The sequence below is a fragment of the Leifsonia aquatica H1aii genome (assembly GCF_000633535.1).
Taxonomy (GTDB): Bacteria; Actinomycetota; Actinomycetes; order Actinomycetales; family Microbacteriaceae; genus Leifsonia; species Leifsonia aquatica_A.
Genome location: NZ_AYMR01000003.1, coordinates 33287 through 46701, shown reverse-complemented (window position 1 = coordinate 46701; position 13415 = coordinate 33287). Strand labels below are relative to the sequence as shown.

Annotated in this window: 11 protein-coding genes; 5 read left to right on the top strand and 6 right to left on the bottom strand. The window is 72.6% G+C overall.

Translation table 11 applies throughout. The features are described from left to right. Positions 1 to 20: 20 nt before the first annotated feature. From U870_RS0102315 to U870_RS22310, 3 genes are all read right to left on the bottom strand, one after another. Positions 21 to 287: a hypothetical protein gene (locus tag U870_RS0102315; RefSeq protein WP_025155807.1), complete on the bottom strand. Its 267-nt coding sequence runs from the start codon at positions 285 to 287 to the stop codon at positions 21 to 23. 49 nt (positions 288 to 336) lie between these two features. Continuing rightward, the gene (locus tag U870_RS0102310; RefSeq protein ID WP_025155806.1) at positions 337 to 870 is read right to left on the bottom strand and encodes a DUF6611 family protein; all 534 of its coding nucleotides are present in this window, start codon (positions 868 to 870) and stop codon (positions 337 to 339) included. 157 nt (positions 871 to 1027) lie between these two features. After that, positions 1028 to 1201: a CsbD family protein gene (locus tag U870_RS22310; protein WP_043709241.1), complete on the bottom strand. Its 174-nt coding sequence runs from the start codon at positions 1199 to 1201 to the stop codon at positions 1028 to 1030. A 178-nt stretch (positions 1202 to 1379) separates the two neighbouring features. Between U870_RS22310 and treY the strand changes: the two genes are divergently transcribed. The 4 genes from treY to U870_RS0102285 all read left to right on the top strand — a co-directional run bounded on the left by treY (position 1380) and on the right by U870_RS0102285 (position 8711). Further along, complete coding sequence (treY, locus tag U870_RS0102300; RefSeq protein ID WP_043709239.1) at positions 1380 to 3761, top strand: malto-oligosyltrehalose synthase; 2382 nt, start codon at positions 1380 to 1382, stop codon at positions 3759 to 3761. Next, positions 3758 to 5506, top strand: coding sequence for a malto-oligosyltrehalose trehalohydrolase (treZ, locus tag U870_RS0102295; protein ID WP_025155804.1), 1749 nt, complete (start codon positions 3758 to 3760; stop codon positions 5504 to 5506). Before treY ends, treZ begins: the two co-directional genes overlap by 4 nt. A gap of 242 nt (positions 5507 to 5748) precedes the next feature. Beyond that, the gene (gene glgX / locus U870_RS0102290; RefSeq protein ID WP_025155803.1) at positions 5749 to 7863 is read left to right on the top strand and encodes a glycogen debranching protein GlgX; all 2115 of its coding nucleotides are present in this window, start codon (positions 5749 to 5751) and stop codon (positions 7861 to 7863) included. Next, positions 7860 to 8711 carry a serine/threonine-protein kinase gene (locus tag U870_RS0102285; protein ID WP_025155802.1) on the top strand — a complete coding sequence of 284 codons (852 nt, stop codon included), beginning with the start codon at positions 7860 to 7862 and terminating at the stop codon, positions 8709 to 8711. Before glgX ends, U870_RS0102285 begins: the two co-directional genes overlap by 4 nt. 102 nt (positions 8712 to 8813) lie before the next feature. Here U870_RS0102285 and acs read toward each other — a convergent pair whose 3' ends face one another. Both acs and U870_RS0102275 read right to left on the bottom strand, forming a co-directional pair. Further along, positions 8814 to 10793, bottom strand: a complete 1980-nt coding sequence (acs, locus tag U870_RS0102280; RefSeq protein ID WP_025155801.1) for an acetate--CoA ligase — start codon at positions 10791 to 10793, stop codon at positions 8814 to 8816. 113 nt (positions 10794 to 10906) lie between these two features. Then, entirely contained in the window at positions 10907 to 11464 is a 558-nt protein-coding gene (locus U870_RS0102275) for a dihydrofolate reductase family protein (protein ID WP_025155800.1), read from the bottom strand. 52 nt (positions 11465 to 11516) lie between these two features. Here U870_RS0102275 and U870_RS0102270 point away from each other — a divergent pair, with 52 nt between their 5' ends. Continuing rightward, positions 11517 to 12527 (top strand): PHP domain-containing protein, encoded by a 1011-nt coding sequence (locus U870_RS0102270; protein ID WP_025155799.1) that lies wholly within the window; start codon positions 11517 to 11519, stop codon positions 12525 to 12527. 83 nt (positions 12528 to 12610) lie between these two features. Here the strand turns inward: U870_RS0102270 and U870_RS0102265 are convergent, their stop codons facing one another. Beyond that, positions 12611 to 13363 (bottom strand): hypothetical protein, encoded by a 753-nt coding sequence (locus U870_RS0102265; RefSeq protein WP_240183613.1) that lies wholly within the window; start codon positions 13361 to 13363, stop codon positions 12611 to 12613. Positions 13364 to 13415 lie beyond the last annotated feature (52 nt).

The window sequence follows — 13415 nt, the reverse complement described above, 5'->3', positions numbered from 1 at the left end:
CCCGGAGCGGCGCGCCCGGCTCAGTGATGCCGCACCCGCGCGGCGGCGACCGTCGGCAGGTCGTCGCCGCGGAAGTGGCGCAACAGCAGCCAGTTGCGGCGGGCGACCGACGCGCACAGCCCGGCGGTCACCACCCCGCACACGATGATCCCCCAGGCCCGCGGGTTCTCGCCCTGGGTCGGGATGGCCACGGCGAGCGCCGCCGTGGCGATCAGCGCGAGGACCGCGAGCACGGTCCCCACGCTCACTCCGCGCCACGCCCTGGCGCGCTCCGCACGGTCTCCCATGCGGCGAAAACTACTCCGCCCGCGCGGTGGACACCAGATGAACGCGCGGTTAACCCCGGGTTCCGAGACTGTCGTAGACACGCGCCCAGCCGAGCTCGAACCCGACTTCGGTGATCCGACCCCGGTCGCGCAGGCGCTCCAGCAGCACCAGTTCGGCGAACGCCTCCTCCAGCCGGTTCTCGTCGCCGAGGGTCTCCTCGCCGGTGCTGAGCTGCACGCTCGAGCACTTCACCGAGCGGCAGGCATGGCGGGCGCGACGCGAGCGACGCGCGACCATCACGATCCCTCCGACGTAGACCGCGAGCATCCCGGCGAGGGCAGCGGCGGGCGCCGTCGGGGCGAGCCCGAGCGCGACGGCGAACGCCAGCGCGCCGCCCACGGCCGGCCAGGACCGCCAGAGGGTGAGGATCCGCCGGTCCGCGGCGTCGGCGCCGGGCGCGTAGACCACCAGCCGGCGCACCCGCACGCCCGTGCGGGCCGTGAAGAGGGCCGAGCTCTCCTCCAGCCGGCCCCAGCGGTGCTCGCCTTCGAGGAGGCGGGCGGTGCGGGTGCGCGGTGCAGGAGGGAGGATCGTGGTGGTCACGCCTCTTGGTCTAGTCCGCGGCGCGCACCGGTGGGGCGATCCTCACGGGATCCTCACGCCGCCGCGACGCATCCTCACGATCTCCAGACGGACGCAGGCCGCAGACGCAGAACGCCCCCGGCCGCTGCTGCGGTCGGGGGCGTCCGAGTCACGCGGGTCAGTGCTTGAATGCGTCCTTGACCTTCTCGGCCGCCTGCTTGATGTCGGCCTTGATCTGGTCGCCCTTGCCTTCGGCTTCGAGGCGCTCGTCCCCGGTCGCCTTGCCGGTGGCCTCCTTGGCCTGGCCGCCCAGCTTCTCGCCCGCGTTCTCGATCTTGTCGTCGAGTCCCATGTCGTCCCCTTTCGTCTGCGAGTCCTCGTCATCCATGCAACGGGACGACTCCGACGCTCCCACTGCCACGGCGGATCGTCCAGTCCGCACGGCGCGCCTGGGAAATCAACCCCCGGCGACCTCGCGGTGCGCCTCTTCACCTGCCCGGGCGCGACGGACAGAATGAGGGGCTGTGAGCATCCCGCACCCCGCCAGCACCTACCGCCTCCAGATCTCCCCCGCGTTCACGCTGCGCGACGCCGCACAGGTGCTCGATCACGTCCACCGCCTCGGGGCCGACTGGGTGTACCTCTCCCCCCTGCTGCAGGCGGAACAGGGTTCGGCCCACGGCTACGACGTCGTCGACCACAGCCGGGTCGACGAGTCGCGCGGCGGTCCGGGGGCGCTGCGCGACTTCTCGGCGGCGGCGCACGAGCGCGGGATGCGCGTGCTCGTCGACATCGTCCCGAACCACATGGGCGTGGCTACGCCGCACGACAATGCCTGGTGGTGGGAGGTGCTCGCCGAGGGCCCCGACGCCGAGCACGCGGGCTTCTTCGACATCGACTGGACGTTCGGCGGCGGCCGTGTGCGCCTCCCCGTGCTCGGCGAAGGTCCCGACGAGCTGGACGCGCTGCGGGTGGAGGACGGCGAGCTGCGCTATTACGACCACCGCTTCCCGATCGCCGAGGGCACCGGCGACGGCAGCCCCCGCGAGGTGCACGACCGGCAGCACTACGAGCTGATGTCGTGGCGCCGGGCGGACGACGAGCTGAACTACCGGCGCTTCTTCGCCGTGAACACGCTGGCGGGTCTGCGGGTGGAGGACGAGCGGGTGTTCGCGGACACCCACGCCGAGATCGGCCGGTGGCTGCGGGAGGGCCTCGTCGACGGTCTGCGCGTCGACCACCCGGACGGCCTGCGCGACCCGGGCGGCTACCTGGAGCGGTTGGCCCGGCTCGCGGGCGACGCCCCGATCTGGATCGAGAAGATCCTCGAAGGCGCCGAGCGGATGCCCGGATGGCCGATCGCCGGCACGACCGGCTACGACGCGCTGGGCCTGGTGGACCGTGTGCTCACCGACCCGGCCGGAGAACCCGAGCTGACCGCGATCGCCGGGGCGCCGGAGTGGGCCGGGCTGGTGCGCGAACGCAAGCGCGCGGTGGCCGACGGCATGCTCCGATCGGAGGTGCTCCGCGTCGTGCGGGAGATCGAGGCCGCGGACGCCGAGGCCGCGTCCGGCGAAGGCCCGACCGGCGAGGCCGCGACCGATGCGGCCGCGACCGCACCGGATGGCGACACGCTCGGCGACGCCGTCGCCGAACTCGCCGCCTGCTTCCCCGTGTACCGCAGCTACCTGCCGTTCGGAGCCGAGCACCTGGCCGAGGCGCAGGAGGCGGCCACGGCATCCCGGCCCGACCTCGCCGACGCCATCGCGGCGGTCGCGGGACGCGTCGGGAGGGTCGACGTCCCACCGGACGCGCGCACGGCCTCCCCCGCCGTCCGCTTCGAGCAGACCACCGGCGCGATCATGGCGAAGGGGGTCGAGGACAACGCGTTCTACCGCTACCCGCGCCTGGTCTCGCTGACGGAGGTCGGCGGCGACCCGGCTCGGTTCGCGCTGCCGGTGGAGACGTTCCACCGTGCCCAGGAGGCCCGACTGGCGGCGCTGCCGCACTCGCTCACCGCCCTGACGACCCACGACACGAAACGGAGCGAGGACACGCGGGCGCGCATCGCCGTGCTCGCCGAGCTGCCGGAGCGCTGGGCCCGGTTCCTGCGCGCGGTGCGCGAGCAGGTGGCCCTCGACGACGAGCCGCTGGAGGATCTGCTCTGGCAGTCGATCGTGGGCGCCTGGCCCGCGTCGCGCGACCGGCTGCACGCCTACGCCACCAAGGCCGCGCGCGAGGCCGGGGCCTCCACCTCCTGGACCGACCCCGACACCGCCTTCGAGGAGCGCATGGCCGCCCTCGTCGACGCCGTGTTCGACGATGAGCGGGTGCGCGCCGAAGTGGAGGCCATCGCCGCGATCGTCGAGGCCCCCGGCGCGAGCAACGGACTCGCCGCCAAACTCATCCACCTGACCGTGCCCGGCGTTCCGGACGTGTATCAGGGCACCGAGCGGTGGGACCGCTCGCTCGTCGATCCGGACAACCGACGCGCGGTCGAGTTCGACGCGGCGGCCGGCCTCCTGGCGCACGTCGACGACGGCCGGCTGCCGCCGATCGACTCGTCCGGCGCCGTGAAGGTGCTGGTCACCTCCCGCGCGCTGCGCCTGCGTCGCGACCGGCCGGAGCTGTTCACCGGCTACCGGCCCGTGTTCGCCACCGGACCGGCCGCCGCCCACCTGATCGGGTTCGATCGAGGCGGTGCGATCACCCTGGCGACCCGGCTGCCGTACCGGCTGGCGGCGGGAGGCTGGGGCGAGACCGTGATCGAGCTCGGCCCCGGCGCCCTGCGGGACGAGCTCACCGGGCGTCTCTACCGCGGGCGCACGCGACTCCTCGCGGTGTTCGAGCGCTATCCGGTCGCGCTGCTGGTGCCGGCGACCGCCGCCGAGCGGACGGAGGCGGCGCGATGAGTCTCGACCGCACCTTCCCCGTCTGGGCGCCGCACGCCCGCACCGTCGACCTGGTCGTCACCGGGCGCGACCCGCTGCCGCTGACGCCGATGCCGCCGACGCCGGTGCCGCCGACGCCGCCGGCCCGCGGCGATGGTGGCTGGTGGCGGCTGGCCGAGCCTCTCGACGCCGCGGCCGACCCCGTCGACTACGCGTTCGCCGTCGACGGCGGCGAGCCGCGGCCCGATCCCCGCTCCCGCCGTCAGCCGCACGGCGTGCACGCGCCCGGCCGCGAGTTCGACCCGGGCGCGTACACCTGGGGCGACGACGCGTGGACCGGGCGCGATCTCACCGGCGCCGTGATCTACGAGCTGCACATCGGCACCTTCACCCCCGAGGGGACGCTCGACGCCGCGGCCGGGCGGCTCGACCACCTCGTCGACCTGGGCGTGGAGGCCGTCGAGCTCCTCCCGGTCAACGCCTTCAATGGCCCGCACAACTGGGGCTACGACGGGGTGCTCTGGTACGCGGTGCACGAACCGTACGGCGGACCGGCGGCCTACCAGCGCTTCGTCGACGCCTGCCACGCGCGCGGCATCGCCGTCATCCAGGACGTCGTCTACAACCACCTCGGCCCGAGCGGCAACTACCTCCCGGTCTTCGGCCCCTACCTGGGCGATGCGCAGAGCACCTGGGGCGCCTCGATCAATCTCGACGGCCCCGACTCCGACGAGGTGCGCCGCTACATCCTCGACAACGTGCGCTACTGGCTCGCCGATCTGCACGTCGACGGGCTCCGGCTCGACGCCGTGCACGCCCTGCACGACTCCCGCGCGGAGCACATCCTGGAGGCCATGGCCAGGGAGGCCGCGGCCGTCGCCGAGCAGACCGGGCGCCCGGCGACCCTGATCGCGGAGAGCGACCTCAACGACCCGAGGCTGATCCGCCCCCGCGCGCGTCACGGCTACGGCCTCGACGCCCAGTGGGACGACGACGTGCACCACGCGCTGCACGCGAACCTGACGGGCGAGACCACCGGCTACTACGCCGACTTCGGCGATCCGACCGCCCTGGTGAAGGTCTTCGAGCAGGGGTTCTTCCACAACGGGACGTGGTCGAGCTTCCGGGCCCGCCACCACGGCCGGCCGATCGACGCCGACATCCCCTTCACCCGCCTGGTGGTCTTCAGCCAGGACCACGACCAGATCGGCAACCGGGCCGCCGGCGACCGCCTCACCGCGACGCTGTCGCCGGGCTCGCTCGCCGTCGCCGCCGCCCTCACCCTGCTCGGCCCGTTCACGCCGATGCTCTTCATGGGCGAGGAGTGGGGAGCGACGACCCCGTGGCAGTTCTTCACCTCCCACCCGGAGAAGGAGCTCGGGGAGGCCACCGCCCGAGGCCGCATCGCCGAGTTCGCGCGAATGGGGTGGGACCCGGCCGTCGTGCCCGACCCGCAGGACCCGCAGACGTTCCAGCGCTCGAAGCTCGACTGGTCGGAGCCCGCGCGACCCGAGCACGCGCGCCTCCTGGACTGGTACCGCACGCTGACCGCGCTCCGCCGCACGATCCCGGCGACGGCTCGGGCGACGGAGGTCGATGTCGCGGACGGGGTGCTCGCCTTCACGCGGGGCGGCCTCCGGGTGGAGGCGGCGCTGAGCGGGAGCGGCCTCGCGGCGCAGGAGTCGGCAGCCCGGCAGGCCGCGACCGCCGGGGCGGCCGTCGCCACGTTCGGCGACGCGGTCCGCATCACCCGAGTTGACGGCTGACCCCTCGCGAGGTTCACGACGGTGCGCCCATTCCGGCGGAATGACGGCAACGTCGTGAACCTCGTCGGTCCGCGTCGAGCGCTAACGGCCGCGCGGCGCCGTGTCAACCGCTGGCGACGGGGCTGCGCGCGCCGATACTGTGGCTGTTCCACGATCGGAGGCGCCGTGACCGAGCCCAGCCCGTCCCACCCCCGCGACGACGCATCTTCTGCGGGAGCGACGCGCTCCGCCGGAGTCGCCGCGTGAGCGGCGAGCGCTCCCGCCCGTACCCGCTCGGCGTCACGCTCGAGGAGGGCGGCGCGAACGTGGCCGTGTACAGCGAGAACGCCGACACGGTGATCGTCTCCCTGTTCGACGCCCGGGGACGCGAGACCCGGACCACGCTCCCCGAGCGCACCGGCCATGTCTTCCACGGGTTCGTCCCCGGCCTCGTCGCGGGGACGCGCTACGGCCTGCGTGTCAACGGCCCGTGGGACCCGGCGAACGGCCTCCGCTTCTCCCCCGCCAAGGTGCTGCTGCCGACCCGCGCCCGTGCCGTCACCGGGTCGTGGGACAACACGCAGGCCGTGTTCGGCCACCAGCTCGGCCGGCCGAAGCGGCGCAGCGACACCAACGGCGCCCGCCACGTCGCGCTCGGCGTCGCCGTCGACCCGCGCGAGTTCGATTGGGGCGACCACCAGCGGCCGCGCACGCCGCTGAGCGAGACGATCATCTACGAGCTGCACGTGAAGGGATTCACGAAGCTGATGGAGTGGGTGCCGGAGGAGTTCCGCGGCACCTACGCGGGCCTCGCGCATCCCGCCGCCGTCGAGTACCTCAAGAACCTCGGCGTCACCGCGGTCGAGCTGCTGCCCATCCACCAGTTCGTCCAGGACTCGCACCTGGTCGAGAAGGGCCTGCGCAACTACTGGGGCTACAACTCCATCGGCTTCTTCGCCCCGCACAACGAGTACGCGGCGACCGGCGACACCGGCCACCAGGTCGACGAGTTCAAGGGCATGGTGAAGGCGCTCCACGCCGCCGGCATCGAGGTGATCCTCGACGTGGTCTACAACCACACCGCGGAGGGCAACGACCTCGGCCCGACCTACAGTTTCAAAGGCATCGACAACCCGTCGTACTACCGGTTGGTGGACGGGGACGCCGCCCACTACTTCGACACGACCGGCACGGGCAACAGCGTGAACGTGAGCCACCCGGCCGCCCTGCAGCTGATCATGGACTCCCTGCGCTACTGGGTCGAGGACATGCACATCGACGGATTCCGCTTCGACCTGGCGACGACGCTGACCCGTCAGGGCGGCGATGCGAGCCTGCACAGCGCGTTCCTCACCCTGATCCAGCAGGACCCGACGCTCGCCGAGGTGAAGCTCATCGCCGAGCCGTGGGATGTCGCCGGCTACCAGCTGGGCGGGTTCCCGGCCGACTGGTCGGAGTGGAACGGCCAGTTCCGCGACGACGTGCGCGACTTCTGGCGCGGCGAGCCCGGCGTGCTGGCCACCCTCTCGCAGCGCGTGCTCGGCAGCCCCGACATCTACGAGGAGTCGCGTCGCGCGCCGCTGTCGAGCGTCAACTTCGTCACCGCGCACGACGGCTTCACCCTCGCCGACCTCACCAGCTACAACGAGAAGCACAACGAAGCCAACGGAGAGGACAACCGCGACGGGGAGTCGGACAACCGCTCCAGCAACTACGGCGTCGAGGGGCCGACGGACGACGAGGGCGTGAACGCCTTCCGGGTGCGGCAGCGCAAGAACTTCCTCGCCACGGTGCTGCTCTCCGCGGGCGTCCCGATGATCCTCGGCGGCGACGAGATCGGCCGCACACAGCGGGGCAACAACAACGCCTACTGCCAGGACAACGAGATCTCCTGGTTCGACTGGGCGAACGCCGACTGGGACCTCCACGCGTTCACGTCGAAGCTCATCCAGCTGCGCCGGACGGAACCCGCTCTGCGGCCCGAGTGGTACCGGCACGCGCCGGAGGTCGGCGGACCGGACGTCGTCTGCATCCTCCGCGCCGACGGCCGGCCGTTCGCCGACGACGACTGGTCCGACCCGGAGGCGCGGTCCATCGCCTTCGAGCTGCGCCACGAGGGAGCGGACACGTTCCTGCTGCTGCTCAACGCGGCGGGCAACGGCGTCGACTTCGCTCTCCCCTCCGCCGCGGGCGGCGCCTGGGAGCTGGAGCTCTCGAGCGACACCGAGCTCACCGTCGATGCGGACGAGGCGACCGTGATCCTCGGCGAGAGCTCGTTCGCCCTGCTGCGGTCGCGACGCACGACGGGCCGGAGCGCCGACGAGGGCACCGACCAGGGCACCGACCACAACACCGACCACCCCGAGGAGCACGCGTGAGCGCCCCTGAGATCCCGGCCCTGCTCGGCCGTTACCGACCGCAGACCGTGATCGGCCGCGGCGGGGAGGCGAGCGTCTTCCGCGCGACCGACGAGATCCTCGGCCGGGAGGTCGCCATCAAGCTCTACCGCTCCGGCGGCGAGGAGGAGATGACGCAGTACCGAACCGAGCAGGCGGCGCTGGCACGGCTGTCGCACCACGGCATCGTGTCCCTGATCGACGCCGGGATCGACTACTCGGCCCCGGAGGATCCGCGCCCGTTCCTGGTCATGGAGCTCGTCGCGGGCAGCGACCTCTCCTCCACCCTGGCCCAGCGCGAGTTGACTGTCGAGGAGATCGCCGAGGTCGGTTACGACATCTCGGAGGCGCTGGAGTACGTGCACGCGAACGGCGTCGTCCACCGGGACATCAAGCCGTCGAACATCATGCTCGTCACCTACGGCACCACCACGTTCCGGGCCCGGGCACGCCTGACCGACTTCGGCATCGCGAGCGGCATCGCCGGGGCTCCCGCGCACGAGGAGGAGGGTCGTACCACCGGCACCGCCGCCTACCTCAGCCCTGAGCAGGCGTCCCGCGAGCCGGCGACGGCAGCGAGCGATGTCTACTCGCTCGGGCTGGTGCTGCTGGAGTGCTTCACGCGCAACGTGGCCTTCCCCGGCGACCCCGTTTCGTCGGCGCTCGGCCGCCTGGAGCACGACCCACCCATCCCGGACGCCCTCCCGGACGGCTGGCCGGAGCTGCTGCGCGCGATGACGGCCCGCGACCCTGCTGCGCGCCCGACCGCCGAGCAGCTGACGCCCGTGCTGCGCGAGGCCGTGATCGCGGCCTCCCGCCCCGCTGCCTGACCGGCCGGGGCTCCAACTCCGGAGCCCCGTCGCGACGCGCCGCTCACTTCGCCGTTCGGACGGTGATTCGGGGCATGGGCGCGTAGATATCCGGAATTGCGCTCACGTGCGCACGGCGGGGCGCACGGCCGCGACGATGCGTGCCGGCACGGTCTCGTCCTGCAGCGACGTGGTGTCGCCCAGCGGGCGGCCGTCGAAGATGTCGACCAGCAGGCGGCGCATGATCTTGCCCGAGCGCGTCTTGGGGAGGTCGTCGACGAGCACGATGTGCCGCGGCTTCGCGATCGCGCCGATCTCGCGCGTCACCTGGTCGCGCAGCTCGCCGTCGCCCGGAGCGGATCCGGACGGCACCACGAATGCGGCGACCGCCTGGCCGGTCGTCCCGTCGCCGACGCCGACGACCGCGGCCTCCGAGACCCCGGGATGCGCGACCAGCGCCGACTCGATCTCGATCGTCGAGAGGCGGTGCCCCGAGACGTTGATCACGTCGTCCAGCCGGCCGAGCAGCCAGATGTAGCCGTCGACGTCCACCGCCGCTCCGTCCCCGGCCAGGAAGTAGCCGCGATCCGCGAACGGCGCCCAGTAGGAGTCCCGGTAGCGTCCGGGGTCGCCCCAGACGGTGCGCGCCATGGCGGGCCAGGTGCCGTCGATCACGATCGAGCCGCCGGACCCGCGCGGCACATCCTCCCCGCGCTCGTCGACGACGCGCACCGTCACGCCCGGGACGGCGACGGTGGCCGACCCCGGCTTCAGGGCGGTCACGCCCGGCAGCGGCGCGACGATCGCGGCGCCGGACTCCGACTGCCACCAGGTGTCGACCACCGGCGCACGACCGGCGCCGATCTGCTCGCGGAACCACACCCACGCCTCGGGGTTGATCGCCTCGCCCACCGTGCCGAGCAGCCGGATGCTGCTGAGATCCCACTGGTCGCCGAGGCCGTCGGGGAACCAGGTCATGAACGTGCGGATGAGCGTGGGCGCCGTGTAGTACGTCGTCACGCCGTAGCGCTCGATGATCTCGAAGTGACGGCCGGTCGTCGGGGTGTTCGGGGTGCCCTCGTAGATGACGGAGGTCGCCCCGTTGGAGAGCGGACCGTAGAGCACGTAGGTGTGGGCGGTGACCCAGGCGAGGTCGGCCGTGCACCAGTAGACGTCCGACTCCTTCGCGTCGAAGAGTGCCCAGTGACTCCACGATGCCTGCGTGAGATAGCCGCCGGTCGTGTGCACGACTCCCTTCGGGCGGCCGGTCGTGCCGGACGTGTAGATGATGAAGAGCGGCGTCTCCGCGTCGAAGGACTCCGGCTCGTGCACGTCCTCGGCGGTGTCGACGACGTCGTGCCACCACACGTCGCGGCCCGCGGTCCACGGGATGTCGGGTGTCAGTTCCCCGGTGCGGCGCACGACGAGCACGTGCTCGATCGCGTTGTCCCCCGCCACCGCGGCGTCGGCGTTCGCCTTGACCGGCACCGCGGTCCCGCGGCGGAACTGACCGTCGGAGGTGACCAGCAGCTTCGCGCCCGTGTCCTCGACTCGGAACCGCAGGGCCTCCGCCGAGAAGCCGCCGAACACGAGCGAGTGGATGGCGCCGACACGCGCGATCGCGAGGGTGATGACCACGGTCTCCGGGATCACGGGCAGGTAGACGACCACGCGGTCGCCCTTCCCGACCCCCAACGCGGTGAGCGCATTGGCCGCCTGCGCCACGCGCCGCTGCAGCTCCGCGTAGGTGATCGTCTCGGTGTCGCCGGGCTCGCCCTCGAAGTGCAACGCGACGCGGTCGCCGTTCCCGGCATCGACGTGCCGGTCGACGCAGTTCACGGCGGCGTTGAGGCGGCCACCGGCGAACCACTCGGCACGCGGCACGCTCAGGGCGCCGTCGGCATCCCGAGTGGCCGGCTCCCACGTGTGCGCCGTGCGCCACGGTTCGGCCCACTGCAGGCGGGCCGCCTGCCGCTCCCAGAACGCGACCGGGTCGGTCGCGTCGGCGAACACACTCGCGTCGACGTTCGCCTGCGCAGCGAACTCCGGGGACGGCTCGTAGAGCCGGCTCTCACGGCCGAGATTCTCGATGGGCGCACTCACGGTCCGACGCTAGCCGAGCCCGCTCGCCGACCGCCGGGCAGGGCGCAACGCTGCGTAACCCGGCGTGCGTTGTTCTGGCCTCCGGCCCGAGCTCATGAGAACCTGCGGAAGCCTTATGCGCTCCGCACGCGGTACCGCAGCCGCGCGAACTGCCCGATCGCCTCCGCGGATTCGAGCGTGAGCCGGTCGGACTCGATGCGGCGCGGGAGGAGCGGGGCTCCGCCGGTGAGCGCGACGGGCGCGATCGAGATCGCGATCTCGTCGAGCGCGCCCGCGTCGAGGAACTGCCCGGCCAGGTCGCCGCCGCCGACGACCCAGATGTCGCCGTCGTCCGCGGCCTCGCGGAGGGCGGGGAGGGCGTCGGCGACGGAGCCCGAGACGAAGCGGATGTCCGCGCCCTCCGGCACGGGCAGCTCCCGGGTGGTGAAGACGAAGGTCGGCTTCTCGCCGTGGAACTCCTGCCAGCGTTCGGGGTGCGCCAGGATGTCCGACTCGGCCAGGACCCACTCGTACGTGGTCGACCCCTCCACCATGACCGCGGCATCCGCCGGCAACAGCCCCTCGGCCGGCTCCTCCCCGCCCGGGACGGCGAAGAGCCAGGCCAGCGAGTTCTGCTCGTCGGCGATCCAGCCGTTGATGGTCGTGGCAGTGTCGAAGACGATCTTTCCCATGCCGCCGACGGTACCGGTGACGGCCGACACGAGTCGGTGGGAGCATGGGCGCATGGATGCCGTCGACGCCCTCACCGAGATCGCCTTCTGGCTGGAGCGCGACCTGGCCCCGACCTTCAAGGTGAAGGCGTTCCGCACGGCGGCGGCCATCATCGCGCCCCTCGACGCGGGCGAGCTCGCCGACCGGGTCGCCGACGGCCGTCTCACGCGTACCAAGGGGATCGGCGACCGCACCTTCCAGGTGATCTCGCAGGCCGTCGCCGGCGACGTGCCCGACTACCTGGCCGATCTGCGGGCGAAGAACACCGAGCCGCTCGACGCCGCGGGCGCCGGGCTCCGCGCGCAGTTGCGGGGAGATCTGCACGCCCACACGGAGTGGTCGGACGGCACGACGCCGATCGAGGCGATGGCGGCCGCTGCAGCCCTGCTCGGGCGCGAGTACCAGGCGATCACCGACCACTCCCCCACTCTGACCGTCGCGAACGGTCTGACCGCCGAGCGCCTCACCGCGCAGCTGGCGGCCATCGCCGCCCTCGACGCCGGGCCGGTGACCCTGCTCACCGGGATCGAGGTCGACATCCTCGAGGACGGCACCCTCGACCAGGCCCCCGACCTGCTCGATCGCCTGGACGTGGTGGTCGCGAGCGTGCACTCCAAGCTCCGCGCCGACCGCCGCACGATGACCGCGCGGATGCTCGGCGGCATCCGCTCCCCCCAGACCAACGTGCTCGGCCACTGCACCGGGCGGTTGGTGCAGGGGTCGCGGGGCACCCGGCCGCCGTCGGAGTTCGACGCCGAGGCGGTGTTCGCCGCGTGCGCCGAGAACCGGGTGGCGGTCGAGATCAACTCGCGGCCGGAGCGCCAGGACCCGCCGGACGAGCTCATCCGCGTCGCCCTCGACGCCGGCTGCGTGTTCGCGATCGACACGGACGCCCACGCGCCCGGGCAGCTCGACTTCCTCTCCTACGGCGCCGCACGCGCGGCGGCGAACGGCGTTCCGGCGGACCGGATCGTCACGACCTGGCCGCTGGATCGGCTGCGCGACTGGCTGGCGAAGGCATGACCGCCCGCGAGGTTCACGTCGTTGCGCTCACAAAGCCGAAATGACCGCGACGACGTGAACCTCGCGAGAGCGCCGCAGCGGGGCTACTGCCCCCAGGCGGACGCGGGAGCCTGCACGATGTCGACCGGACGGGTGCTCCAGTGGGCGCCGTTGGCGTAGTGGCTCGTCGCCCAGGGCGACGCCCAGATGGCGGCGGCCGTGGCGTCCGCGCTCGACCCGGCCTGCAGGCCAGCGACGATCCCCGGGTAGCCGCGCTGGAGGTTCTTCGCGCAGTACTCGGCGGCGCTCACCAGATCGGAGTAGCTGCCGAGGCCGGCGCCGCCCCCGGAGCCGTAGCCGTTGTTGAGAGGATTGTTACGGTTCCACCAGTCGGGCGGTCCGTTCTCCTGCCGCATCCAGCGCAGCATGACGGTCACGTTGGCGTCGGTCTGCGGCCAGCCGCCGAACATCAGGACCAGCTTCGCCCAGGACTCGTTGGTGCCGACGTGCACCAGGGTCTGGACGCCGTCGGTGGCGCCGACACCGTCGCGATCGATGACCGGGGCGGCGATGGTGGCGTCGACGGCCAGGCGCTGCTCCGGCTCCACCGTCGCGTCGGCCGGGGCGTCCGCGGGCGCCAGCGTCGAAACGGGCGCGGCCAGCACGGTGGCCGCGAGAGCGGCGTCGGTGGGCACGATCGAGAAGCCGGCGACGAGGGCGACCAGGGCGAGCGTCACCCCCAGACGATGACGCAACGGCATCCGCTGGAGCAGGGGCAGCGCGCGTGCGGGCACGGCCGAGCGACGGCCGGCCGAACGGCGGCCGCGAACGCCGGGGGGAGCGGATGCGGGCTGCATACCCGACCGAGAGTACCAAAGGCGTGCTGGAATGGAACCGGGAGGAGGCTCA

What these genes read in the sequence shown, in the direction of transcription:
- U870_RS0102315 (WP_025155807.1), bottom strand. Translation starts at nt 287, where the DNA reads ATGGGAGACCGTGCGGAGCGCGCCAGGGCGTGGCGCGGAGTGAGCGTG.
- U870_RS22310 (WP_043709241.1), bottom strand. Translation starts at nt 1,201, where the DNA reads ATGGGACTCGACGACAAGATCGAGAACGCGGGCGAGAAGCTGGGCGGC.
- treZ (WP_025155804.1), top strand. Translation starts at nt 3,758, where the DNA reads ATGAGTCTCGACCGCACCTTCCCCGTCTGGGCGCCGCACGCCCGCACC.
- U870_RS0102275 (WP_025155800.1), bottom strand. Translation starts at nt 11,464, where the DNA reads ATGGGAAAGATCGTCTTCGACACTGCCACGACCATCAACGGCTGGATC.
- U870_RS0102270 (WP_025155799.1), top strand. Translation starts at nt 11,517, where the DNA reads ATGGATGCCGTCGACGCCCTCACCGAGATCGCCTTCTGGCTGGAGCGC.
- U870_RS0102265 (WP_240183613.1), bottom strand. Translation starts at nt 13,363, where the DNA reads ATGCAGCCCGCATCCGCTCCCCCCGGCGTTCGCGGCCGCCGTTCGGCC.